Annotated in this window: 14 protein-coding genes and 1 pseudogene; 3 read left to right on the top strand and 12 right to left on the bottom strand. The window is 70.7% G+C overall.

Annotated features, from left to right (window positions below):
• Window positions 1-15 precede the first annotated feature (15 nt).
• Genes AU194_RS06075 through AU194_RS06110 form a run of 8 tightly spaced genes read right to left on the bottom strand, consistent with a single transcriptional unit; the run spans window position 16 to window position 19,491 of the window.
• Complete coding sequence (locus AU194_RS06075; RefSeq protein WP_059088330.1) at window positions 16-231, bottom strand: MbtH family protein; 216 nt, start codon at window positions 229-231, stop codon at window positions 16-18.
• Window positions 209-1,498: an NADPH-dependent L-lysine N(6)-monooxygenase MbtG gene (gene mbtG, locus AU194_RS06080; protein WP_059088331.1), complete on the bottom strand. Its 1,290-nt coding sequence runs from the start codon at window positions 1,496-1,498 to the stop codon at window positions 209-211. The genes AU194_RS06075 and mbtG overlap by 23 nt, the downstream gene beginning before the upstream one ends.
• Window positions 1,495-5,856 carry a non-ribosomal peptide synthetase gene (locus AU194_RS06085; RefSeq protein ID WP_059088332.1) on the bottom strand — a complete coding sequence of 1,454 codons (4,362 nt, stop codon included), beginning with the start codon at window positions 5,854-5,856 and terminating at the stop codon, window positions 1,495-1,497. Before AU194_RS06085 ends, mbtG begins: the two co-directional genes overlap by 4 nt.
• The gene (locus AU194_RS06090) at window positions 5,853-11,078 is read right to left on the bottom strand and encodes a non-ribosomal peptide synthetase (RefSeq protein ID WP_059088333.1); all 5,226 of its coding nucleotides are present in this window, start codon (window positions 11,076-11,078) and stop codon (window positions 5,853-5,855) included. Before AU194_RS06090 ends, AU194_RS06085 begins: the two co-directional genes overlap by 4 nt.
• Window positions 11,071-13,983, bottom strand: coding sequence for a mycobactin polyketide synthase MbtD (gene mbtD, locus AU194_RS06095; RefSeq protein ID WP_059088334.1), 2,913 nt, complete (start codon window positions 13,981-13,983; stop codon window positions 11,071-11,073). The genes AU194_RS06090 and mbtD overlap by 8 nt, the downstream gene beginning before the upstream one ends.
• A complete protein-coding gene (locus tag AU194_RS06100; RefSeq protein ID WP_059088335.1) occupies window positions 13,980-15,290 on the bottom strand; it encodes a polyketide synthase in 1,311 nt (436 codons plus the stop codon). Before AU194_RS06100 ends, mbtD begins: the two co-directional genes overlap by 4 nt.
• A complete protein-coding gene (locus AU194_RS06105) occupies window positions 15,287-16,024 on the bottom strand; it encodes a thioesterase II family protein (protein WP_059088336.1) in 738 nt (245 codons plus the stop codon). The genes AU194_RS06100 and AU194_RS06105 overlap by 4 nt, the downstream gene beginning before the upstream one ends.
• Window positions 16,021-19,491, bottom strand: coding sequence for a non-ribosomal peptide synthetase (locus tag AU194_RS06110; protein WP_059088337.1), 3,471 nt, complete (start codon window positions 19,489-19,491; stop codon window positions 16,021-16,023). The genes AU194_RS06105 and AU194_RS06110 overlap by 4 nt, the downstream gene beginning before the upstream one ends.
• Window positions 19,492-19,584: 93 nt before the next feature.
• Here AU194_RS06110 and AU194_RS06115 point away from each other — a divergent pair, with 93 nt between their 5' ends.
• The gene (locus tag AU194_RS06115) at window positions 19,585-21,234 is read left to right on the top strand and encodes a (2,3-dihydroxybenzoyl)adenylate synthase (protein WP_059088338.1); all 1,650 of its coding nucleotides are present in this window, start codon (window positions 19,585-19,587) and stop codon (window positions 21,232-21,234) included.
• Here the strand turns inward: AU194_RS06115 and AU194_RS06120 are convergent.
• Entirely contained in the window at window positions 21,216-21,779 is a 564-nt protein-coding gene (locus tag AU194_RS06120) for a dihydrofolate reductase family protein (protein WP_059088357.1), read from the bottom strand. The genes AU194_RS06115 and AU194_RS06120 overlap by 19 nt on opposite strands.
• A gap of 102 nt (window positions 21,780-21,881) precedes the next feature.
• On the opposite strand from AU194_RS06120, the gene AU194_RS06125 reads away from it, so the two are divergent.
• Complete coding sequence (locus tag AU194_RS06125; RefSeq protein WP_059088339.1) at window positions 21,882-22,172, top strand: hypothetical protein; 291 nt, start codon at window positions 21,882-21,884, stop codon at window positions 22,170-22,172.
• Window positions 22,173-22,213: 41 nt separating this feature from the next.
• Here AU194_RS06125 and AU194_RS06130 read toward each other — a convergent pair whose 3' ends face one another.
• From AU194_RS06130 to AU194_RS32510, 3 genes and pseudogenes are all read right to left on the bottom strand, one after another.
• The gene (locus AU194_RS06130; RefSeq protein ID WP_255374826.1) at window positions 22,214-23,347 is read right to left on the bottom strand and encodes a UPF0158 family protein; all 1,134 of its coding nucleotides are present in this window, start codon (window positions 23,345-23,347) and stop codon (window positions 22,214-22,216) included.
• A gap of 168 nt (window positions 23,348-23,515) precedes the next feature.
• Window positions 23,516-24,823 carry a DUF2786 domain-containing protein gene (locus tag AU194_RS06135; RefSeq protein WP_059088341.1) on the bottom strand — a complete coding sequence of 436 codons (1,308 nt, stop codon included), beginning with the start codon at window positions 24,821-24,823 and terminating at the stop codon, window positions 23,516-23,518.
• A gap of 371 nt (window positions 24,824-25,194) precedes the next feature.
• Window positions 25,195-25,467: pseudogene (locus tag AU194_RS32510) on the bottom strand (IS481 family transposase); the annotation flags it as partial.
• A 136-nt stretch (window positions 25,468-25,603) separates the two neighbouring features.
• Here AU194_RS32510 and AU194_RS06145 point away from each other — a divergent pair.
• A partial coding sequence (locus AU194_RS06145) for a DUF222 domain-containing protein (RefSeq protein ID WP_157575917.1) occupies window positions 25,604-25,965 on the top strand: 362 nt, incomplete at its 3' end.

Below are 25,965 nucleotides of genomic sequence, written 5' to 3' on the forward strand. Positions count from 1 at the left end.
GATCCGCATGCGGGTCTAGTCGCCGGCCATCGCCTCGCGCAGGCTGCGTGGCCGCAGATCCGTCCAATTCTCCTCGACGTAGGCCAGGCACTCCGCGCGCGATGCCTCGCCGAACACGACACGCCACCCGGCAGGCACCTCGGCGAAGGTGGGCCAGAGGCTGTGCTGGTCCTCGTCGTTGACCAGCACGTAGAAACGGCCGTTGTCGTCATCGAATGGGTTGGTGCTCAACGTTTCTCCTGTATGTCGTTGGATCGGCCGCCAGTTCCGCACCGAGGACACGGTCTGACAGCAGGCCGAGGCAGCTGAGGTTCGGGAACCCGGGGCCCTGGTTGAGCCCGGCGAGGCCGGGCAGGAACAGCTTCGGGGTGACCCCCGCGACGGCGAGGTCGTGTCCGATGGACTCCTGGAGGAGTTCACCGGTCAACGGGCCGCCGAGGCCGAGTTCGAGCAGATCGCGGGCGTCCTGGCCGAGCAGCGGCATGAACCACAGCGGATCGGCGCCCTGACCGTCGATGACGAGGTCGAAACCGTGCACGGTCTCCACCCGCTCCCCGGCGCGGTCGGTGTGCAGGGTGAGCCGGATTCGCCCGTCCCGCGGTACGGCATGGGCGACGCGGCCGCGCAGGTGCCGGATCCGGTCGTCGGCCAGCAGCGCCTCCTGCACGCGCGCGGAGAAGACGCCGCGGTCGGTGCGGAACATCGCGTCGCGCCGTTCGGCGAGCGTCAGACCGGTCCACCCGGTGGGGTCGGAGAACAGCGTGTTCTCGAAGAACCCCTCGCCGCGGGTGAACAGCGTGACCTGCGGGGAGATCACGGTGATGGTCGAAATGCGGTGGCGGAACAGCTCATTGAGCATCGAGGCCGCGGTCTCCCCGCCGCCGATCATCGCGACACGGTCGGCGACGATGAGTTCGTGACCCGCGGCGCGCCGCCAGAAGTCGGCGATCGACATCACGCGCGGATGACCGGGCAGCAGTGTGCGTTCGGCCTGTCCCGGACCGGTGACCAGCATCGCGTCGGCGTCGATGGTGGTGTCGCGGGTGTGCAGTTCCCAGCCGCGTCCGCCGACGTTGATCCGCTCGACTTCCCCACGTACCAGCGTCATCCCGACGGCATCGGCGACCCATCGCAGGTACGCCGCCCACTTGTGGTGGTTCGGCGCCGGCCTGCCGCGGTCGATCCATTCGGCGAACTGCGAGGTGGCGATCAGGTAGGCCTGCCAGCTGTGCCGGGTCATCCGCTCGTCGAGTTCGGCGTTGCGCCGGGGTACCAGCGCGGAGCGGTACGGGAAACCGATGTCCTTCTCCGGGCTGGTGCCCAACCGGTGCTGCCCGTCGGTCCAGCCGCCCGCGGCGGTCCAGTTCGCGCCCACCTCGGTGCGTTCCACGACCACCACATCGGGTGCGTCGAAACCCATGTTGCGCAGTTCGGCGGCCTTCGCGGCGACGGCGACGGCCTTGGGGCCCGCACCGATCACGGCGAGCGTGGCGGTCATGGGGCAACCTCCTGGAGTGCGTCCTGCCAGAGGGTCTGCAGGACGGCGACGTCGTCGGCGGACAGCACGTCGGGCAGCGTGCGCCACTGGGTGGCCAGCACCGGTGTCTCACCGTGGGCGAGGATCGCGGCCATCACCGTCACCTCGTGGCGGACCGCCGCATCGGGTTCGGGCAGCACCGACACCTCGGTCAGCAACCCCCGGTCGGCGCTGAACGACCCGGTCCCGCCGACGTCGGCGCGGCCGAGGTAGTTCAGCAGCAGTTGGGGTTCGCGGTAGCCGCCGAGTTTCTCCGCGGTGTCGGCACGCAGATACCGGAGCAGTCCGTAATCGATGGTGTCGCCGGGGATCTCGGGCGGACCCGCGTCGGGATCGACGCGAACCGGGTAGATGGCGCTGAGCAGGCCGACGGTGTCACCGGTGTCGGCGCCGGCATCGACGGCACCGTCGGCGCGGCCGTGGGTCTCCAGCGCGAGCAGCGGCGGCGGGGTGGGTTGTCCGCGGCGGCGGCGCCATGCGGTGACGGTCCTCGCCGCGGCCTTGGTCAGCAGCGCGGGCATGGCCTCCGGTGCGGCGATGAGCCGGGCGGTGAGTTCCGGTTCGCTGACCGAGACGCTGACCTCGACCGACCCGGCGCGGTCTCGGTCCGGCCGGATCCGGCGGGCGCCGAGATCCGGGTCGTCCCCGTCGAGTTGCGCCGCCCAGAACGATGCCGTGTCGAGTCGGTGGGCCCGCTCGTGCAAATGGGCCGACCACTGGCGGTAGTCGGTGTGCTCCCGTGCCGGCGCGGGGGTGCACCCGGCCCGCAGCGCATGCCAGGCGGCGTCGAGTTCACCGAGCACGACCCGCCACGACGCGGGGTCGATCGCCAGCACGTGCGCGGTGAGTACCAGCACACCGGGACCCTGCTGCGGGCGCAGCCAGGCGGCCGACCACAGCCGTCCGCGCTCGGGATCCAGTGCCGCGACGGCGGTTTCGGTGTGTGCGGCGACCGCGGTCGCGAGGTCGCCGTCCACCGCGACCTCCGTGAGAACGGGGGCCGTATCATGTTGCGGCACAAGCGTCATGGCCGCCCGGTCGAACCGTGTGCGAAGCACCTGGTGGCCGTCGGCCAGTGTGGCCAGCAGCGTCCGCAACCCGTCGGCAGTGATGCCGTCGGGCAGCGGAATCGCCTCGGTCTGCGCGAGGCGGCGCGGGTCACCGAATGCGTAGAGCCAGTGCACGTTCGGGAGCACCGGGATCGGCTCGGTGCTGTCGCCCCGCGGTGAGTCGGCCTCTCCGGTGTCGGCTTCGGCGTCGATGGCGGCGGCGAGTTCGCGGATGGACCCGCACTCGAGCATCAGCCGGGCCCGCAGCGCGATCCCGCGCCTGCGCGCGGCCTGTACCACCGACAGCGCGACGATGCTGTCCATCCCGAGCGTGAGCAGCTCGGCGTTGACGTCGACGGTCGAGGTGCCGAGCAGTTCGGCGACGGCGGCGGCCAGCGCCGCCTCGGTGGGCGTCTCGGGTGCGGCCCCGGGACCGGCCGCGACGGCGTCGTGTGCGGTGAGCGCGGCGTCGTCGATCTTGCCGTGGGCGGTCAGCGGCATGTCGTCGAGCACCGCGATGTGCTGCGGGACGAGGTAGCGCGGCAGCCGGGCGGTGAGCATTCGACGCAGTTCGGTGACGTCCACGGGCGTGCCGGCGGTGGCGGCGTAGGCGATCAACCGCGGACCGCTGGGGTGGCTGCGGACGGCGACGTGGGCGGCGCGCACCGCGGGGTGGGTCTGCAGCACCGCGGCCACCTCCCCCGGTTCGACACGGAAGCCGCGGATCTTGACCTGATCGTCGCTGCGGCCGAGGTACTGCAGCGCACCGTCGGCGTCTCGGCGCACCACGTCGCCGGTGCGGTACATGCGGTTTCCGGCGTCGAACGGGTCGGCGACGAACCGGCCCGCGGTCTCGCCGGCGCGGCCGAGATAGCCGCGGGTGAGTTGCGCGCCGGACAGGTACAGCTCGCCTGCGACGCCGTCGGGCACCGGGCGCAGCCATGCGTCGAGCACATAGGCGCGGGTGTGGCGCGTCGGCGAGCCGATCACCGACTGCGCGTGCCCGGCGATGGGGGCGACGACGGCCTCCACGGTCGTCTCGGTGGGGCCGTAACAGTTGTAGGCCGCCATTCCGGTATGCGCGCACTGCTCGCGGATGAACCGCCAGGTCCCGCTGCCGACGGCTTCGCCGCCGAGGGCCAGCACCGCCAGCGGCACCCGTGACATCAGCCCGAACGCCCGCAGCTGCGCGAACATCGACGGAGTGGTGTCGATCATGTCTATGCCGAACCGGTCGATGGTGTCGACCAGCGCCTCGGCGTCGCGCTGGACGTCGTCGCCGATGATGTGCACGCAGTGGCCCTCGAACAGCGCCACCAGCGGCTGCCACGCGGCGTCGAACGTGAACGACCAAGCATGCGCTATGCGCAGTGGGCGGCCGAGCCGGGCGGCCGCCGGGCGCAGGACGTGCCGGGCGTGGTCGTCGCCGTAGGCGAGCACCGCGTCGTGGGTGCCGATGACACCCTTGGGCAGTCCGGTGGTGCCGGAGGTGAAGACCGCGTACACGGCCTGGCCGGGGTGCACGGCGACGGGGGTCCACGACGGGTCCGGCCCGGTGACGTCGGCCAGCAGTGCCTCGTCGACGATCACCGGCGCGGCGGTCTGGCGCAGGATCTCGGCGATCCGCTCCCCCGCCATCGCCGGGTCGAGCGGGACGATCATGCCGCCCGCCTTGAGGATCGCCAGCATCGCGACCACGTAGTCCGGGCCGCGCGAGAGCGCAACGGCCACCGGGGTTTCCGACCGTACGCCCCGGGCGGTCAGTGCGGCGCCCAGCCGGTCGGCGGCGGCGTCGAGTTCGGCGTAGCTCAGCGTGCCCTCGTTCCAGCTGAGCGCGACGGCACCGGGGGGGGGGGGGGCGGCGGCGGTGACCGCGGTATGCACGCCGGTGGGCGGCGGCGGTGTCGCCGCGGGGGCGGGGCCCGGTGCGCCGGCGCCGATGCGCACATCGCGAAGCGGTTTGTCCCAGTGGGCGATCAGCCGTTCGACGGTGTCGAGCAGGTCCCGGCCGACCCGCTGCGGGGTGAGCGAGCCGAGGGCGCCGTCGAGGGTCTCCACCAGCACCGTCAGCTGACCGTCGGCCATGTGGGCGGCGATGGTGACGGGGAAGTGCGACAGGCTCTCCAGCGCCGCGGGTGTGAAGGTGGCGCCGTTGGCCTCGAACCGGTGGTCTCCACCGACCAGGCCGCCGGGCGGGAAGTTCTCGTAGACCAGCAGGGAGTCGAACAGCTCGCCGACCCCGGCCATGGCGCGCAGTTCGGCGTGCGCGAGATAGCTGTGGTCGCGCAGTGCGGCGGCGGTGCGCTGCAACCTCAGGCATTGCGCCCCAACGGTTTCGGCGGGGTCCAGCCGGACCCGCAGCGGGACGGTGTTGATGAACAGCCCCACCATGGTCTCGACGCCGGTCAGTTCTCCGGGCCGGCCCGACACAGTCATCCCGAAGGTCACATCGCGGCGGTCGGTGAAGACCGACAGCATCGCCGCCCACGCCATCTGGACCAGGGTGTTGACGGTGACGCCGCGGGTGCGGGCCGTCTCGGTCAGCCGGTGGGTGGCGTCGGCGTCGAGCCGCACCTCGGTGCGCCGCGGCAGTCCCGGCGACGGTTCGACCGTCGACAGCGCGGGGGTCAGCAGCGTCGGGCCGTCGACGCCGGCCAGGTGTTCGGCCCACAGCGCCCGGCTGGCCGCCTGATCGCGGCCGGCGAGCCATCCGATGTAGTCGCGGTAGGGCCGGGGCGATGCGGGCAGCGCGTTCGGGTCGCCGCCCGCCCGGTACAGCGTCACGAGTTCCCCGACGAACAGCGGCAGCGACCAGCCGTCGATCACGATGTGGTGGGCGACGATCACGAGTCGCCAACGCGCGTCGGGCAATTCGATGAGCAGAAACCGGACCGCCGGACCCTGTTCGAGGTCGAAGGGTCTGCGCCGTTCGGCGTCTTCGAGGCGGCCCGCCTCGTCGGCGGTCGCCGCGGTGACGTGCCGCCACGGCACCTCGACGCGCGCCGGGATGACCTGGACGGGCCGGGGCAGGTCCCCGCGGTAGAAGCTGGCGCGCAGGTTGGGATGCCGGGTGAACAGCGTTGCCGCGCAGGCGCGGAGCAGTTCGGTATCCAGCGTCCCGGTGACGTCGGCGGCCATCGCGATCACGTACGGGTCGCCGTCGGTGTGGTCGGCGCCGGTGAGGGTGGTCATCGAGTAGAGCCCCTGCTGCAGGGGGCTCAGCGCGAGGACGTCCTCGATCGCATTGGCGGCCGGTTTGGTCTGGGTCACGGCGCATCCCCCCGCGACGCGTTCCAGGAGGCGGTCAGCGCCGCCAACTCGTCCGGGGACAGTCCCGACGCGCTCATCGGTGCGTGCGCGGTGTCGGCGTCCCCCGCCGTCGACCCGGTGCCCGCCGCGGTGGTCGCGGCGTCGACCGCCGCGGCGAGTTCGTGCAGCGTCGGGTGTTCGAACACCATGCGCGCGGTCAGTTTCAGTCCGGTGTCGCGGGCCCGGGCGGCCACCTGCACAGCCAGGATGCTGTCGCCGCCGAGGCTGAAGAAGTCGTCGTCGCGTCCGGTGACCTCGACGTCGAGCACCTCGCCGAGCAGGGTCGCCAGCGCCCGTTCGGTGTCGGTGGCCGGTGGCTGGCCGCTGCGTTCCACGGCACGTTCGGCCGGTGCGACGACCTGTGCGGAGCCCACGAGTTCGAGGATGCCGTCGGCGCTCCACCTGGCCCGGTCCCCGGTGCGGTGCAACCGCGCCCCCGGCGCCCCGTACGGATGCGCGATCAGCCGTGTCGCGGTCGCCGCAGCGGTGTTCCAGTGGGCGGCCGACAGCGGTCCACCCGCGGTGTACACGTCGCCGACCACCCCGACCGGAACCGGCTGCAGTGCGCCGTCGAGAACGAGAACGCTTCCGCCACCCCATTGTTCGACGATGCGCTGCCGCTCTCCCGCCGCGCCGATGTCGAGTGCGGTGAGCGTCAGGTCGGGCTGGTCCGCGAACGCCGTCACCGCCCGCACCAGCCAGTCCGCGAACCGTCCGGCGGTGTCGCGGCTGTACAGCTCGGGGCGGTAGATGACGTGGCCGCGGTAGCCGCCCGCGCCGTCGGAGGCGAAGAAGTTCAGCGACAGGTCGGCGTGCGCGGCGTCGAACGTCGGCTCGAGCACCGTGACGGTGGTGTCCCCGTCGGGCCCGTGGTCGATCACCCGGTTCTCCGGAAGTTGTTCGCGCACATGCACCACCACACTGAACAGCGGGTTGCGCGCCAGGGTGCGTACCGGACTGACCGCGTCGACGACCTGGTCGAAGGGCAGGTCCTGGTGCGCGTAGGCCGCCAGCGCCATCTCGCGGGTGCGGCGGAGCACCTCGCGCAGGGTCGGGTTGCCGCGAAGATCGTTGCGCAGCACCAGGATGTTGATGAAGAAGCCCACCAGCTGGTCGAGTTCGGGTTCCGAACGGCCGGCCACCGGGGTGCCGAGCGGGACGTCGGCCCCGCCGCCGGCCTTGTGCAGGACTACCGCGACGGCGGCCTGCAGCAGCATGAACTCGGTGACCCCGGATTCGCGGCACAGCACAGCGAGCCGGTCGCGGGTGGCGCCGTCGATATGGAATTCGACCGCCTCGGCCAGACCGCTGGGCACCGGCGGGCGCGCGTAGTCCGGCGGCAGCCCGGTCTCCTCGGGCAGGCCGGCCAGTTGGCGCCGCCAGTAGTCACGCTGCGGCTCGGCGACACCCGCGTCGTCGGCGAGCAGCGCGGTCTGCCAGGCACCGAAGTCGGCGTACTGGATCGGCAGCGGCGCCCATGCGGGTGTCTGCCCCGCCGCGCGTGCGCGGTAGGCGGTGAGCAGATCGGAGAACAGCACGGTGGCCGACCAGTGGTCGCCGGCGATGTGGTGCATGACGACCGACAGCACGATGCCGTCCGGCACGCTCAGGATCGCCGGGCGGATCGGGCGGTCGTTCTCGAGGTCGAAGACGTGGCGGCGTTCCCGGTCGAGTTCTTCGCGCAGCCACTCCTCACCGTCACCGGCGGCCCGGCGCACCGCCACCGGTTCAGGTGGAAGCACGATCTGGTGTGGCACACCGTCGATCTCGCGGTAGACGGTGCGCAGGATCTCGTGGCGGTCGATGACGTCACCGATCGCGGCGACCAGCGCGTCGACGTCACACGGCCCGTGCAGCCGCGCGGCGAACGGGATGTTGTTGACAACGCTGGGTCCGTCGACGCGGTAGGCGAACCAGCTGCGCAGTTGCGCCGACGACAGCGGGGCCGGCCCGTCGAGGTGCAGCGGCACCAGCCGTGGCCGCGCCGGGCCGCCACCGTCCGCGCGCAGGGCGTCCACCCGGGCGGCGAGGTCCGCCACTGTGGCCAGCTCGAAGACCTCCTGCACCCCGACATCAACGCCGCACGAGGTACGCACGGCGGCAACCAGTTTCGTCGCCAGCAGCGAGTGGCCGCCGAGGTCGAAGAACGAATCGTCGGCGCCGACGTCGGCGCGGTCGAGCAACTGCCCGAACAGCCGGGCGATCTCGCGTTCGGTGTCGGTGGAGGGGGCGCGGAACTCGACGGCCGATGTGAGTTCGGGTTCGGGCAGTGCGGCGCGGTCGATCTTGCCGTGGGCGGTGATCGGGACCTCGTCGATCACCACGTACGCCGCGGGGACCATGTATTCGGGCAGCGCCGCGGCCACCCGGGTGCGGATGCGGTCGACGTCCACCGACTCCCCGTCGTGGCCGCTCACCGGGGTGAGGTAGCCGACCAGGCTCTTGCCCAGCCCCGGCAGATCGCTGACCACCACGACGGCCTGGCCGACGCTCGGGTCGACCGAGATCGCCGCCGCGACGTCGCCGAGTTCGATGCGGAACCCGCGGATCTTGACCTGTTCGTCGGCGCGGCCGACGAATTCGATGTCCCCGTCGGCATTGCGGCGGGCCAGGTCGCCCGACCGGTACAGCCGTCCGCCGGGGGTGAACGGATCGGCCACGAAGCGTTCCGCCGTCAGGCCGGGCCTGCGGTGGTAGCCGTGCGCGACATGTGTTCCGCCGATGTAGATCTCGCCGATCGCGCCGACGGGTACGGGTTGCAGCGCGTCGTCGAGCAGATGCATCTGGGTGTTGATCTTCGGGCGGCCGATCGGCACGATGCGCGTGCCCTGCTTGCCCTCGACCTTGTACCGGCTGGCGTTGATGACGGTTTCGGTCGGGCCGTAGAAGTTGTGCAGCAGCGCGTCGAAGGTGGCGTGGAACTTGTCGGCGACCTCACCGGGCAGCGGTTCGCCGCCGATCGGGACGCGTTGCAGCGTCCGCCACTGGTTGACCCCGGGCAGGGACAGGAACAGGCCGAGCAGCGACGGGACGAAGTGCATGGCCGTGATGCCCTCGTCGCGCAGCAGGTCGGTGAGGTAGCCGATGTCGTTGAGGCCGCCGGGCCGGTGGATGACCACACGGGCGCCGCACGCGAGCATGCCGAAGATCTCGGCGATCGACACGTCGAAACTCGGTGAGGCCACCTGCAGCATCCGGTCGTTCGCGTCCACCTGGTAGTCGTTCTTGAACCAGACGAAGTACTCGGCGACGGGCCGGTGCGGGACCGGCACACCCTTGGGCAGACCGGTGGTCCCGGAGGTGTAGATCAGGTAGGCGGTGTTCTCCGGGCGCAGTGGCCGCACCCGGTCGGCGTCGGTCGGGTTGTGGGCAGGCAGTTCGTCGAGGCCGGTGACCGGTTCGCGCACAACGAGTTTCGCATCGCAGTCGCCGAGGATGAACGACAGCCGGTCCTGCGGGTAGGTGGGGTCGACCGGCACGTACACGCCGCCGGCCTTGGCCACGCCGAGCGCGGTGACCATGAGCTCGGGCGATTTGTCGAGCAGCACCGCGACTCGGTCCTCGGCGCCGACACCCTGCCCGATCAGCCAGTGCGCGACGCGGTTCGCGGTCTCGTTGATCTCGCGGTACGAGAACTGCCTGCCCTCGTAGACCACCGCGACGGCGTCGGGGGTGGCCGCGACCTGGCTCTCGATCAGGTCGGGCAGCGTACGGGCCGGGGTGTCGAACAGCTCACCGGTGGCGACGTCGTGCAGCCACGCGGTGTCCGCGGCACCCATCAGCGGCAGGCGGGCCAGCGGGGTGTCGGGGTGGTCGAGTGCGCTGTCGAGCAGGACGACGAAGTGGTCGAGCAGCTGCTGCGCCAGCGCCGGCTCGATGATCTCCACGAGGTGTTCGAGTTCGACCAGCGCGCCGCCGCCCGCGGGGTCGGCGTCGAATTCGACCATCACGCCCAGCGGCAGCTGGGTGAGGTGGCTGCGCAGATCGGCCCGTTCGCAGCGCACCCCGGGCGGGGTGAAGCCGAACCGGTCGGGACCGCGGAAACCGAAGCTGTTCCGCGTCATCCGCTCGGTGCCGTGCCGACGGTCGGGGTTGAGCTCGCGGACCACCGCGTCGACGTTGACGCCCTGGTGCGCGAACGCCCCCACGGCGGTGTCGCGGGTTTGGGTCAGCATGTCGCGGAACGACGTCGACGCCTCGGGGCGCAGCCGCATCGCGACGGTGTTGCCGTAGTAACCGATCCGGTCCTCGGTGCCGGCGCCGCGGTTGAGCACGGGTGTGGCGACCAGGAAGTCGTCGGCGTGGGTGTAGCGATGGATCAGCGTGCCGAACACGGCGAGCAGCACCGCATACGGGGTGCAGCCCGCTTCGCGCGCCATCTCGGTCACGCGCCGGGTGGTGTCGGCGTCGAGTACCGCGGCGCTGCGCGCCGAGCGCCAGTTCGTCGGCACGGCCGATCCGTGCGGACCCGGGAGTTCCAGCGGTTCGGGCGGATTCGCCATGACCTCGCGCCAGTAGGCGATGTCGGCGTTCACGTCGCGGGGTCCGGCGGGAATGTGCGGGGCCAGTTCGGCGCCCAGCTCTGCACCGGTGTAGGCGCGGGTGAGGTCGGCGAAGAACACCTCCCACGACCCGTCGTCCCACGCGATGTGGTGGGCGACGAGCAGCATGACGTGTTCGTCGGCCCCGGTGCGCACCATCGTGATCCGCAGCGGCGACGCCGTCGACAGGTCGAACGGTGCGGCGAACTCGCGCTGAGCGAGCACTTCCAGACGCAACCGCTGCGCGTGCGCGGACTGGTTCTCCGCCGCGGTCAGATCGTGTTCGGCCCAGCCGGGCCGCAGGTCGTCGTGGACCACCGGACGCGGTTCGCCGGTGTCGTCGACGGCGTAGGTGGTCCGCAGCACGGGGTGGCGGCGAGCGACGGCGTCGACGGCGGCGCGCAGCGCGGTGAGGTCGACCGGACCGGTGATGCGGTACGACAGGCAGATGTTGAGCAGTGCGCCGGATGGATCGGCGGCTTGGACGAACCACATGCGGAGCTGACCGTCGGACAGCGTGCGCGCGGAATCGGCCGCCGCGGTCTGCGCGGCGAGTCCGCGTTCGCCGAGCCTGCGGCGCAACAGTTCCAGGCGGGCCTTGTCGTCCAGGCCTGCCGGACGGTCGGTCGTGGTGTCAGTCACTGGGGATGTCCACTTTCTCGTCGAGTTCGGCGACCAGTTCCACGCCGGTGACGCCACTGAGCAGAGTGGCCAGCGGGACGGTACGGCCGATGACACGTCGGAATCGCTTACGCAGGTCGAGGGCGAGCAGGGAGTCGACCCCGAGGTCGAACAGTGAGGCGGTCAGGTCCACCGAGCCGGGGTCGCCGAGTTCGAGGACCGCGGCGAGTTGGGCGCGTACGGCATCGGCGGTGTCCACCGGCGCTTCCGTTTCCGAAACTGACTGCGCGGGTCTGGGTTCGGCGTTCCCGACGAGCATCTGCAGCCGGTCGGTGTCGGCCGAGAACACCAGAGGGTCGACGCCGTGGTCGCACAGGCTGGCGTCGACCGCCGCCCGCGGTGTCATCGGCCGCAGACCGGACCGTTCGATGCGGGCGGTCTCGGCGGCGTCGACGATGCCCGCCGCGCCCCCGGACTGCCACAACCCCCACCGCAGTGCCACGCAGCGACGGCCGTCGGCGCGCAACCGCACCGCCATCGCGTCGAGCATCCGGTTGGCGGCCGAGTACACCGCGTGGCCACGGCCGCCCCACAGACCCGACACCGACGAACACAGCACGATCCGGGCGTCGCGCCGCAGCGGCCAGGCCCGCAGCATGTTGTCGAGGCCGGTGATCTTGGCGCCGAACGTGGCCGCCGCGGCGGCGGCGTCGAGTCGGTCACCCGCCGCGAAGACGGCAGCGCCCGCGGTGTGGACGAGCAGCGACGCCTCGGACATGGCTTCCGCTGCGGCAGAGACACTTTCGCGGTGGGTGAGGTCACACGGTATCGACAGCACCTCGGCGCCGTGCGGTGCGGCCAACTCCGCGAGCACCGCGGGGTCGACGGGGCGGCGGCTCAGCAGCACGATCCGCCGCGCGCCGCGTTCGGCGAGGTGACGCGCGTAGTGCAGCGCGATCTCGCCCGCGCCGCCGGTGATCACCACGTCGTCGAGCACACCGTCGTCGAGCGGCCAGCCCGGTGCGTGGGGTGCGTCGGCCATCGCGCGCCGGTACCGCACCGCATCCCGGACCGCGATCTCCCCGCTGCCGGTGAGCAGTGCGTCGACGACGGTCGCGTCGGGCGTGGTGTCGGGGGCGAGGTCCAGGTGGTGAAAGCCGAGGTCGGGGTGTTCCAGCCCGAGGCTGCGGTGCATCGCGGCGATCGCGCCGGCGCACAACGCAACCGGTTCGCCGGGCTGCACCTGCTCGGCGCCTGCGGTGACCAGCCAGACGTCGCGGCACCGCGGCCCGGCCGCAGCGGGGTAGCGCAACGCACCGGCGCCGACGAGGTCGGTCAGTGCCGCGACCGCGTCCTCGGTCTCGGCCGCGTCGGGCTGAGATGCGACGACCACCAGGGTCTGCGCATCGTGCGGGTCGGTCAGCACCGCACCCGGGTGGGCGTTCACCGCCGCGCGCACCTGCGCACCCAGCGCGCCACCGGGCCCGAGGTCCATCACCGCCACCGCGACCGGTTCCGTGCCCGCCGGGCCGGACGGGTCGGCGGCCTGCCACACCTCCTGCGCCACGGTGAGGCCGGCGACGGCGGGCAGCGGATCGGGCTGGGCCCACATCGCGGTGGCGCGCATCGGCGCGTTCGGTACCCCACGAAGCCGAACCGTGCTGGGTCCGAGCGTGTCGCGCCACCCGTACCCCGGTTGCGCGACTGCGGCGATCGCCAGGTTGGCCGACAGAGCCTCGGTGATCGGGGCGTCCCGCCGCCCGGACCCGACGAGGGTGGCCGTGGCGTCGCCGAGCAGGTCCCCCATCGCGAACAGGAGCTGCGGATGGGCGGACAATTCGACGAACACCCGCGCACCGCACCGCAATGCGGATGTGAACGCCTGGTCGAAACGCACCATGGTGCGCAGGTTGGCGTACCAGTAGTCGCCGAACCGGGTGCCCGCCGGGACGACGTCGCCGGTGGCGCCGCCGATGAACTGCACGGGGGTGTCGGCGAACACCGCGTCCGGCAGCATGCGAAGCAGGTCACCGCGCAGGGGTTCGAGCACGCTGGTGTGCACGGGGAACCCGACCGTGATCTCGCGCGCGAAGCGGCCCTGCGCGCGGACGTGGGCCACCGCGGCGGCGACTGCGCCCCGCTCCCCCGCGACCGCCACCGAGGCGGTGGCGTTGACCACCGCGAGCTCCAGCCAGCCCGGGGTCGCGGCGATCACCTGTTGTGCGGCATCGGGATTCACACCGAGGACCGCGACGGCGTGATCCCCGGGCAGCCGGTCCACGACCGCGGCGCGGGCGATCACCACCGCGGCCGCGTCGGCCAGCGTGATGGCCCCGGCGATGTAGGCGGCGCCGATCTCGCCGAGGCTGTGCCCGACGGTGAGGTCGGGCAGCACGCCGTGGGACCGCCAGACGTGGGCCAGCGCGACGGCGTGGGTGAACTGCGCGGCCTCCACCTCGGTCTCGGTGAACGGTCCGTCGGCCGTGGTCAGGTAGCGCACCGGCGACGGGGCGCCCGCGGCGGTGAACGCGTCGGCGCATTCGTCGACCGCGGCGCGGTACTGCGGCAGGTGCCGGTAGGCGTCGGCGCCCATGGACGGCCACTGGCTGCCCTGCCCGGGGAAGACGAAGGCGACCCGCGCCGCGGAGCCGTCCGTGCTGTGCGTGACGAGAGGGTGCTCGGCGCCGTCGACGACCGCCCGCAGACCGGTGGTCAGTTCGTCGGGGTCGCCGGCCCGAATCACGGTGCGGTGTCTGCGGACTCGTCGGGTGGCGGCCAGGTGCGCCGCGAGGTCGCGGACCGCGACCTCGGGGTGGCGGTCGGTGTACTCCAGCAGTGCGCGGGCGTCGGTGGCGATGAGGTCACCGGCGTGCGCGCTGAGCAGTACCGGTACCCGCCCGTCGGGCCAGTGGTCGGGGCGGCTCACGTAGCCTCCCCTGACCGGTCCGGAACCGCCACGACGAGGTGGGTGTTGGTGCCGCTCATCCCGAACGCCGACACCGCGCCGACGCGCTCGCCGTTGCGGGCGGGCCACGGGGTCAACTTCTTCGCCAGTCGCAGACCCGTGGCGTCCCAGTCGATCTCGCGGCTCGGCTCGTCGGCGTGCAGGGTGGGCGGGATGCTGGCGTGCTCGGCGGCGACGAGGACCTTTGCCAGCCCCAGTGCGCCCGCGGCCGCCTGAGCGTGACCGATGTTGGATTTCACCGATCCGAGCAGCGGCCCGCGGCCGGGCGCGGTGTCGCCATAGGTCGCGGCGAGTGCGTGCAGTTCGGTGCGGTCGCCGAGTCGTGTTCCGGTGCCGTGGCCTTCGACCATGCCGACGTCCTCGGGACTCACTCCGGCCTGGTCGATGGCGCGGCGGAACAGCCGGCGCTGTGCGTGTTCGCTGGGTGCGGTGAGTCCGACGGTGCGCCCGTCGGAGTTGACCCCGCTGGCGCGCACCTCGGCGAGGATGTCGCGGCCGTCGCGCACCGCACCAGACTTGCGTTGCAGCACGAACACACCGGCACCTTCGGCCCACACGGTGCCGCTGGCGTGGGCGCTGTAGGGCCTGCAGTGGCCGTCGTCGGAGAGTGCGTGCTGTTTGGAGAACTCGACGAAGTAGCCGGGTGAGCCCATGACGCAGACGCCGCCGGTCAGTGCGACGTCGCAGTCCCCCGACCGCAGCGCCTGCACCGCGAGGTGGAACGCCGACAACGCCGAGGAGCAGGACGTGTCGACGGTGAGCGCCGGTCCGGCCAGGTCGAGGGTGTAGGCAATGCGTCCGGAGATGACGCCCAGTGAGGTGCCGGTGATGAGATGTCCGCTGTGTCCGGAGAACTCGCTCAGCGCGGGACCGTATTCGAGTGCCGACGCACCGAGATAGCAGCCGACGTCGTGGCCGGCGAGGTCGTCGGGGTTGATGCCGCTGTTCTCCAGCGCCCGCCATGCCAGGCGCAGCGCGACCCGCTGCTGCGGATCCATCGCGGCGGCCTCGCGCGGCGAGATGCCGAAGAACTCCGGGTCGAAAACGGCTGCCCCGGCGAGGAATCCGCCGCAGTCCTGGATCGGTTTGAACCCCTCGCGCCGCGAACCGGCGAACAACTCGCGCAGCGACCAGCCGCGGTCGGTCGGGAACGGGCTGAGCGCTTCGCGTTGTTCGGAGAGCAGCGTCCAGTAGCCCTCGGGGGTGTCGATACCGCCCGGCGCCTCCACCGCCATCCCGACGATGACGACGGGATCCGCTTCGATCATCCGCCGCCCACCAGTGCCGACACCGCGTCGAGGTGGTCGTCGAGGTAGAAGTGGCCGCCCGCGAACGTCGACATCGTGAACCGCCCCGCGGTGTGATCGGCCCAGCGCTCCGACCATTCCTTGCTGATCCGGTGATCGCGGTCGCCGCGTAGGGTGTGGATGTCGGCGTTGATCTTCTCGTCGCGTCCGCAGGTGTATCCGTCCAGCGCCCGGTAGTCGGCGCGCACCGCCATCACCAGGAGTTCGACGAAATCCTCGTCCTCGAGCAGGCGCGGATCGGTGCCACCGAGGTCGACCATGTCGGCGAGGACGTCGCGGTCGGTGCTGGGCAGCGGCGACCCCTCGGCGACCGTCGACGGGGCCTGCCCCGCCGACGCCCACAGCGTGCGCACCGCGATCCCGTGCCGTTCGGCGGCCCGGGCGAACTCGAATGCCACCACCGCGCCCATGCAGTGCCCGAACAGGTCGAGCGGGCCGAGCCGGTCCCACGGGCCAGCCTCGAACAGCTGGGCCGCGAGCTCGGCGATGCTGCCCACCGCGGGGTGGCGCAGCCGGTCCGCACGCTGGGGGTACTGCAGCACGTAGGTGTCGACACCGTTGCCGGACAACGCCTTCGCCAGCGGCCGGTAGGCCGCGGCGGCACCGCCGGCGTGCGGGAACACCACCGTCGTCACACCGCCGGAGGCGGGGAAACGTTTGATCCAGGGCGCGAACTCGAGCTGCGACGCCGTCATCGCGACGCCTGCGCCGAGGTCGAATCGAGCGCGGACGCCACGTCGGCGGAGTTCATGTCGGTGACCTCGAGGTACAACTCGGCGACGCCTTCGAGGCGGTCACTGCCGTCCTCGTGCTCGGTGAGCCTGCGGGCCAGCGCGCCGACCGTGCGTGCGGCGAAGACATCGGTCACCATCACCCCCGGTGAGTCCAGCCATTCGCGGATACGGGCCACCGTCTGCGTCGCCAGCACCGAATCGCCGCCCAGTTCGAAGAAGTCGTCGTCGGCACCCACGCTGTCGCGGTCCAGGACCGTGGCGACGATGTCGGCGAGGGCGCGCTCCAACGCCGTCGCGGGCGACCGGTGCGTTGCGGTCCGCCCGTCGGTCATCGTGCTGGTGAGTTCGGCGGCGACGGCCCGGCGATCGATCTTGCCGCCGACCGTGAACGGGATCGCCTTCAGCACGATGTGGCTCGGAACCATGTGCGGCGGAACGAGTTCGGCCATCCGCATAGTCACCTCGTCGACGGTCAGCCCGGTGTCGGAGACCTGCACGATCGCGGCGAGCCGCTCCCCGCGCCCGTCGCCCGGGGCCGCAAGCACCGCGGCCACGGCGGCGCCGACACCGGCGATGCGCCGCAGTACGGCCTCCACCTCGCCGAGTTCGATCCGGTAGCCGCTGACCTTGACCCGATGGTCGGCGCGGCCGACGAAATCGATCTGCCCGTCGGGCAGATAGCGCACGAGATCGCCGGTGCGGTAATACATCGTGCCGTCGTGGACGACGAACCGTTCGGCGGTCAGATCCGGACGTCCGCGGTAACCGCGGGCGATGCCGCGACCACCGACCCACAGTTCACCGGGCACCCAGTCGGGGCAGTCGCTGCCGTCGGCGGCGACGACACGGCAGACGTTGTTGGGCAGCGGGCGCCCGAACGGGACGGCCGACCACTGCTCCGGCAGCTCGCCGGGTTCGCAGATCGTGTTGTGGGTGGCGGTCTCGGTCGCCCCGCCGAGACCGGCGAAGCGGACATTCGGTGCAGCCCTGCGGAATTCGCGCACCATCTCGGTGCGCACCCAGTCCCCGCCGGTCGGCACGACACGCACCGACGGCAGCGCTCCACCGACCTGCAGCAGCATCTCCAGCCAGCCCGGCATCCAGTGCAGCACGGTGACGTCGTGCTCGTTGATCATCCGGGCCCAGCTGTCGGGATCGCGGCGCTGCGCCTCGTCCACCACGACCAGCGACCCACCCGCACGCAGCATGCCGAAGACGTCGAGGGTGGACAGATCGCCCTCGAGGGTGGACAGGGCGAGGCTCCGGTCGGCGGATCCGATTCCGAAGTGGTCGTTGATGAATTCGAGCGTGTTCATCGCCGCGGCGTGGGTGACCTCGACACCCTTGGGCGCACCGGTCGAACCGGACGTGAACAACACGTAGGCGACCTGTTCGGGGTCGAGCACGGCCGGGGTAACGCCGTGGGCGCGTGACCCGACACGGATCGCCTCGGCGATCGTCAACGCGGGCAACGACGTCGGCGCCTCGCGACCGCACGCCAGGGCCATCCGCGCACCTGAGGTCTGCAAGATGTTCTGGGCGCGGTCGTCGGGTTGGTCGGCGCCGATCGGCACGTACACCGCGCCGGCGGCGTGGATCGCCAGCAGTGCGGTCACCTGGTCGACGCACTTGGGGCCCATGACCGCGACGGTGTCGCCGGGTTTGATCCCGGCGACCTGCAGGGCCCCGGTGACGGCGAGGACCTGCTCGCGCAGTTCGGCGTAGGTCAGCGTGCCCGCCGAGTGGATCACCGCGGTGGCGTCCGGCGTCTGCGCGGCGGTGCGGAAGAAGCCGTCGTGCAACGCGTCGCCGCTGCGTTCGGCGGTGGTGACCAGCGCGTCGCGCACCGCCTGCTGAGCGGGCGGCACCGCGGGCGGATCGACGACGTCCCATGCCGCGTCGTCGGTGGCCAGCCGCTCGAGTTCGGCGAGCTGGTAGGCGAACATCGCGTCGATGACGCCGGGACGGAACGCGTCCTCGCGGACGTCCCAGTTGACCAGCAATCCGCCGTCGAACGGAGTGACCTGCGAGTCCAGCAGCACCTGCGGGCCCTGGGAGATGTGCCACACCGGGGTGCCGAACTGGTCGGTGACGTCGCCGGCGAACAGATCACCGAGGCCCAGGGCGCTGGTGAACACGAACGGCGCCAACGTCGGCGTGCCGTGGTGGCGGCTCAGGTCGCGCAGCACCGACAGTCCCGAGTAGGTGGCGTGCGCAGCGGAGGTGTGCAGCGCCTCCTGCATGACCCGGGCCCGCTGCGCCGGGGTGTGCGCGTCGGTGAAGTCCACGTCGAGCATCAGCGACGACGAGAAGTCGCCGACCAGTTTGTCGACGTCCGGGTGGAACGGCTCGCGGCCGAACATGGGCAGGTTCAGGAGGAAGTGGCGGCTGGTGGCCCAGCGGGCCAACGTCCCGGCGTAGGAGGCGGCGAACGCCATGGCCGGCGTGATGCCCCGCTTACGCGCGGCCGCGTAGAGACCGTCGCGGGTGCGGGCGTCGAGGAACTTCCAGCGCCGGGTGCCGCGGCGCGGGTCGCGCTGTTCCGACCGCGGAACCAGGGGCAGCACAGGGGCTTCCGGGAGATGCGGGACGCGTTCGGCCCACCAGCGGCGGTCGTCGTCGGCGGTGGGCGCCGGGCTGGCGGTCAGCGCGCCGCGGTATTCGCGGTAGGTGTACTGCAGGTCGGGCAGGTCCGCGCCGCGGTACAGCGCCGCGAGGTCGGCCATGAAGTTGCGGTAACTGACGGCGTCGGCGGCCTGCATGTCGAGGTCGACGTGCAACCGGGTACGACCGCCGGGCAGCAGCGTCAAAACCAGCTCGAGCACCTCACCTTCGAGGAGCTGATGGGATTTGGCGTGCCGGATGATCTCCAGCTGCTCGTCGGCGGCGGCGGTGTCGAGGTGACGCAGGTCGGTGACCTTGACCGGGAGCGGGCGGTTGCCGATGCGCTGCATGCCGTCGCCGAGGATCTCCACGCGCAGCATGGGGTGACGACGCGCGAGCGCGGCGGCCGCGGCGCCCAGCCGCTCCGGATCGACTGCCGCGCCGTCGAATTCGACGTAGAGGTGCGCGGCCACCCCGCCGAGCTCGGTGAGCTCGTTGCGGCCCACCCACAGCGCGTGCTGGATCGGCGCAAGCAGGAACGGGGCATTGGGGTCCTCGATGTCCGCTTGCCGCACAACGGGTTCGGCGGCCGTATGGGCAGCGACGAGTTGCTCCCACGCCGCCACCGTCGGGGTGGCCGCCATCGCGGCGAAGCGCACGTCGATGCCCTGTTTCCGCCACCGGCCCGACAGCGACATCATCCGGATCGAGTCCAGGCCCGACGCGATCAGGTCGGCATCGGGGTCGACCTCGGACTCGGTCACCCCGAGAAGTTCGGCAACCTCGGCGCGTACGGTCTGGGAACTGGTCGCAACGGCCTCCACCGCGTTCCTCCAAGTCAACATAGGCTGCCCTAACTTCGTGGAGGCTATCCTATATTCAAGGAGCCGAACACTCCTACCAGAGGGGCCCCCGCAATGAGCACCGGTTTCCAGCATGTGCACAGTGACCTGGCCGAGGGCTTCGTGCCGTTCCCGGAGGAGCGCGCCGAGGAGTACCGCCGCGCGGGGTACTGGGCGGGGCGTCCGCTGGATTCGCTCCTCACCGAGGCGGCACAGCGCAGGCCCGACCACCCCGCCGTCGTCGACGTCGTCGAACGCCTGACCTTCGCCGAACTGTCCGCCCAGGCTGACACCGTGGCCGCCGGCCTGACCGAACTCGGCATCCGGCCGGGTGAGCGGGTGCTGCTGCAGTTGCCCAACTCCGTCCGTTTCGCGGTCACATTCTTCGGACTCCTGCGGGCGGGAGCGGTTCCGGTGATGTGCCTGCCCGGCCACCGCACGGCCGAGTTGGGGCACTTCGCCGACGTCAGCGATGCGGTGGCACTGGTGGTCGCGGACGAGATCGGCGGGTTCGACTACCGCGAGATGGCCACCCAGCTCATGGCGGATCGACCCCGGCTGCGGCATGTGGTCGTCGACGGCGATCCGGGACCGTTCACGGCGTGGTCGACGCTGCTCGCGGGTGGCACCCCGCCGGAGCGTGGACCCGTCGACACGTCGCTTCCGGCCCTACTGCTGGTCTCGGGGGGCACGACCGGCCTGCCGAAGCTGATCCCCCGCACCCACGACGACTACGTCTACACCGCGATCTCCAGCGCGCAAGCGTGCGAGTTCACCCCCGACGACGTCTATCTGGTGGCGCTGCCAGCGGGCCACAACTTCCCGCTGGCGTGTCCGGGGATGCTGGGCTCGATGACCGTGGGGGCGACGACGGTGTTCACCGCCGACCCGAGCCCGGAGGCGGCGTTCGCGCTGATCGACGAACACAAGGTGACAGTCACCGGGTTGGTGAACGCACTGGGCAAGCTGTGGGCGCAGGCCTGTGAGTGGGAGCCTGTCCTGCCGACGTCGCTGCGGCTGGTGCAGGTGGGCGGATCGCGCATGAGCCCGGAGGACGCCCGCTTCATCCTGGACCGGTTGACGCCCGGGTTGTCGCAGATCTTCGGGATGGCCGAGGGGATGCTGAACTTCACCCGGCCGGGTGATCCGGTGGACGTCGTCGTGCACACGCAGGGCAGGCCGGTGTCACCGCACGACGAGATGCGGGTGGTCGACGAGTCCGGTGTCGAGGTGGCGCCGGGCGAAGAGGGTGAGCTGTTGGTGCGTGGGCCCTACACACTGAACGGGTACTACCGGGCCGACGAGGCGAACGCGCGATCGTTCAGCCCGGACGGGTTCTATCGCACCGGAGACCGGGTGCGGATCTTCGCCGAGGGGCCGCTGGCGGGCAACGTCGAGGTGACGGGGCGCATCAAGGACGTCATCCACCGCGGCGGGGAGACGGTGTCGGCGACCGATCTCGAGGACCACCTGCACACCCATCCCGGGATCCATTCCGCTGCGGCCGTCGCGCTGCCCGACGACTATCTCGGTGAGAAGATCTGCGCCGCAGTCGTTTTCCGGGGGAAGCCGGTCAGCCTCAGCGAGCTCAACGCGTTCCTCGACGAGCGCGGCGCCTCGACCCATGCCCGGCCCGACGTGCTGGTGCCGCTGCCGTCGCTGCCGATGACCGCGGTCGGCAAGGTGGACAAGAAGAAGCTGGTCACTCAGTTGAGGACCTCGTAGCGCAGCAGGACCGTGCCGCCAGGGAAGGTGCGGTTCTCCAACAGCCGCAACGAGATCCATGACGGCAGCTTCGGGAAGAACGGGGTGCCGCCGCCGACGGCGGTGGGCGCGAGCACGATCCGGAATTCGTCCACCAGCCCGGCCTGCACGATCGGCGCGGCCAGCGTGGCGCCGGCCACCTCGAGTTGGCCGTCGGTTTCGGCCTTGAGCTTGCGCACCACCTCGACCGGGTCGCCGCGTTCCAGTCGGGAGTTCCAGTCGACAGAGTCCAGGGTGCGCGAGAACACGACCTTGGGCATGTCGCGCCAGACTCTGGCGTAGTCGACGATCATCGGGGTGGCGTCCGGCGCCTGGTCGGCCGTCGGCCAGTACGCGGACATGAGTTCGTAGAGCCGTCGCCCGTAGAACGACAGGGCGGTCTGCCGCTCGAAGTCGTTCCAGTACTGGTGCAGTTCCTCGCTCGGATCGGACCAGTCGATGTCGCCTCGAGCGTCGGCAATGTATCCGTCCACCGACACGTTGAAGCCATAGATGAGTCTGCCCACGAAGATCAGACTGCACCCGAGGGCCGGATTCATCGGGCAAAGACCCGCCGATCCGCGGAGCCAGCCGGTAGCGTCGGTTCCATCGGCTGGCGGGAGACCACCATGAAGCGCTGCATCGGCGGAGTGTTGGCTGCGACGGTGATGGCTGTCGGGTTGTTGACCTCGGCGCCCCAGGCCGCCGCCGGCTGCCTGTACGGCGGTCCCACCCTCGGTAGGTGCGACGGGCCGATCCAGCCCGACGGCACGTGGCAACGGTGCCTGGTGGTCGCTCAGTGGGTGCCCCGCGGCGCCAGCTCGTACCTGGCCCCGGTCAAGCACTGTCAGCCGATGGGCATCGGCCAGCCGCCCGCGGATCCGAACTTCGCCGAACCCCCTGTGCACATCGACGGCTGATGCTCTGAGTCTGGAACGCCGGTGCCTGTGGCGTGTTGGTGTCACCCGACGCGGATTCCCAAGCCGGCGAGGAGCGCGCGTGCCCGCCCTGATCGGCGGTCGGTCGAGAAGGCGTACCACTGTTCGGCGAGGCCCTCCTGGTGAACGAGATCACGAAACCGCCGGAAGGCGCCCGTACCCTCGATCGCCCTTGCCAGTCGCTCACTCAACGTCGAATCATGCAGTCGCTCAGCGAAATCCGCCATGTCACGCCAACCGTCCCGCGAATCGGTGCAGTCGAACCGCACCCAGCGGTCAGGCTCCCCGTCGACGTCGATGGCCGCGTCATCCCCGACCGTCATCGGGTCGGTGCTGTTCTCGTCGTAGACCCGTCCGGTGTGCAGGTCGAGGTACCCGCCGGTCGAGACGTCCGGACCGGCTTCGAGTAAGGAAGCGAACATCTCGAGGTCGACCGGCACCTCCCGTCCCTTGAGCGGCGCTGCGCGCAGACGCGCGAGCAGATCTTCGGCCAGCACGTCGTCACCCGCACTGGCGCGCAGGGTCAGCCGGTTGATCACCGACGCCACCACCGGCTCGGCGTGTTCCCGTCGCCGTTCCAGCGCGATCGGCAAGGCCGACCCCACCTGCTGCAGCACGTCGTCGACGTGACGCCCGTCCAGTGCGGAGAGAATGCGGTCGGCATCTCCCGCCACGACGGCTGACCGCAGCTCGCGCAGGTCGACGGAGCGGACCTCCTTCTGTCCAGGCCACCCTGGCATCAGCATGGGATGTGGCTGAGCCGGCCTGTTCGGAACCCGACTGTCCCCGTCATCGTCGGCCCACCGGCGCCCGTACTGGTCCGGGATACTGCCCCAGCCCCAGTAGGGCAAGGGCCTCTTCGGCGCAATTCCCAACATCTCCCGGGGGTCGATCTTGTCCTCGCCCACCACGCAACGGTGGGTCCAGTCATCGCCCAGGTCGAAGACGAAACGGAACTCTGCTCCCGGCCCGACGACCCGAGCGACCTTGGCCGACTCGATGTCCAACGGCTGCGTGATCGGCCCGCCACTCCACCCAGCCATCTCGGCGCCCGTCTCGACGTCGGTGATCACTCGGCCGTCAGACAGGGTGAACATCGACAGGTGAGACCGGTCCCAGCGCGCAAAGCCGTCGTTGACGGCATCCGCCAGATCCATGAAGGTATGCGACGGCCCCACCGCGAAGATGCGCCCGGGCCATGGCCACAGGTCTTCCCCACGCCCGCCCAGGAGCTCCACCGTCACTGACAACCATGTGCGCGCCATTCCCCGAGGATTCCATTCGGTTCGCGGGCCGTCATCACGTCACCATTGATTCACGGACACCTAACTCGCGATCGCGTTGCGGACGTCCAGCACGGCCGTGTCCGCCGCCGCACGACCGGCATTCGTGCCGACGGGGTCGTAGGCCGTCAAGGGGGTTTCGACAGCCGTGGGAAACAGGCGGTCAAAAGCCTCGTCGGCCGCACGGTTGCGGGCGGCCAACACGGGCAGCAGCCGTTCGTCGCGCTGCATTTCGGCAGTGGCCGACGAACTGGCTGCGGCGAGCCGCTGACCGATGCGGGCGGCGTAGGCGACGAGGAAGGCCAGCCTGAACGACTTGGTGCGCGTCTGCCCTCGGACATCGTGGCGGCGTCCGGCGACCAGCATCGCCCGATTGGCCTGGACCAGCAGCGAAGTGGTCAGCAGATCCACCAGATCCAGGTCAGTCTCCGAACCGACGGCGACGACGCACCCCAGGTTCTTGATCCAGACGACGCGGCACCGATTGGCCTGCGCGACGGCCTGCGCCAGGACGACCTTGGCCGCAACGTAGGGATTGTCGATCCAGATCCTGCGGACCGCGGCGACCGGCGTGCGGCCCTTGCCGTGATCGGCGACCGCCTCCTTCAACGAGTGGCGCACCATGAGCGCCTGCGCCTTGGATGACAGCGCCTCCGCTTCGTCCGGATACTCGGTGGCCTCGGCCTTGGCCAGCAGGGCGCGTATGCGCGCAAGCATCTTCTCGTCGACCTCCGTCGCCGCGCCGGATAAGGGGCGATGTTCTCCGGGCAATGGGAGCGTCCGCTCGAGGGGCGGGATCGTGGCCAGCAGGTGTAACACCTCGAGGACTACCGTCACCACCGCACGCTCGTCGACGGAATGCTCAGCGGCCCAACGCCACATCTGCGGTGCGGTCGGCGCGGTTCCCGTCGTGAGCTCGGCGAGTTCTGCACGCCAACGCGGGTGCAGCGTCGGCGTAGAGTACCGCTGCGACTCCAACACGATTGCCTCGTCGAGGTACCGCACGGCGGCCGCGTTGACCCTGCGGCGCGCCACCTCGTGCAAGTCCGTCGGCGACCACCCGTTCTGCCACGCCGCACGGATCGCTTCCTGCACAACGAGGTCGGCAGCGATGTCGAGTTCACGCTCGAAGCCGCGATGCTGCTGCAAGAGTTCAGCAGCGCGCCACGGAGCGGGACCGACCGCGGCCGCGCTCAAGGCCATGATCAAGTTGTCGAGAATCTGCGCTCGCCCCAGTTCTGGTTCGGGCGGCTTCGGCCCTGTATTCGACCGGCGATGCTCACGCTCAGCAGCCGACCGGCGCCTCCGCCTCTGTTTGGCCATCCGCCTCTCGCGGTTGCTCTTGCCCATGCGCCGGAGTCTTGCGCATGGGTCCGACAACGAAAGTGATGCAGCGTAGGCGCGTTGGCGAGGCTGGTCGGCCGAGAAGACGAACACGACTTCAGGACGGTCGTGACACCGATTCGCTGCGGTGATGTTCTGCGCGATGTCTGCAGTGGTCCGTGGTCCATGTCCTTACATGGCAGTGCACTGTCATCGATGTCTGAGACATCGCGTTTGTGCAGAGTGGCGTCCTGGCTCTTGGGTCGGGGTCCGCGGCGGTTTTCCGTTTCCGATGTATCTCACTCCGGGGGCGGGGCGGGTGTGCTCAATGAGGACTTCGCCATCGAGGTCAGCCACGGCGATGCTGTCGCCATCGACGACGAGCAAGACCTGCTCCAGGCCAGCGACGCGGTCGACGGGAGCTGTTCTAGCCCCATCGACCGCATCTTGTCGTGCACGCGGATCGGCCCGTGGTCCAAGTCGGACGCCTCCAGAGCCGCACGCGCGGCCACAACCTGTTGTTTGACCCCATCGCTCAACGACGGGCTCGATCTCGGCCGTCGGGTCCTCGCTCGCCTGCGCAACTCGCAGAACGGCTTTCGGGAGATACCGTGCTCGAGGCAGAAGGTCGAGACCGCACAACGCGGCGCGTCATCAGGCCACTGGGAGATCGCGAGACGGACGCGAGAATCGATGGGTTCATCAACGGCCACCCCTCGAGCGTTGGAGCGAAAAGGTCACCACCCAGACCACTCGACCCGTCACCGGTGACCAGTTTGTGCAGGTAGTGGACTTGTCGGTGGTCGAATGTATGTTCGGGGTATGTCGGGTGAGGACCTGCAGAACGCGATCGCCGCGCTGGATGCCGCGGTCGATCAGCTGGCTGCCTGCCAGGTGGATCTGCTGACCCGCCCCGACCTGGTCGCCGCCCTGGACAGACTGGAAAACCTCGGGTGTCGGCTACCCGCGGTGCGTCACCGCCTGCTGGCCCGCCTCCAGGTGGAGGCCACACCCCGGCAGCTGGGCGCCAAATCCTGGAAAGAAGTGTTGCGGGTGCGGTGGCGGCTCTCCGGCAAAGAAGCCCACCGACGGCTCACCGACGCCGCCCTGTTGGCGCCACGCCCGGCGGTGTCGGGGCCGGCGCTGCCGCCGGTGTTGCCGGCGACCGC

Origin of the sequence: Mycobacterium sp. GA-2829 (genome assembly GCF_001499965.1) — a bacterium.
Classification (GTDB): Bacteria; Actinomycetota; Actinomycetes; order Mycobacteriales; family Mycobacteriaceae; genus Mycobacterium.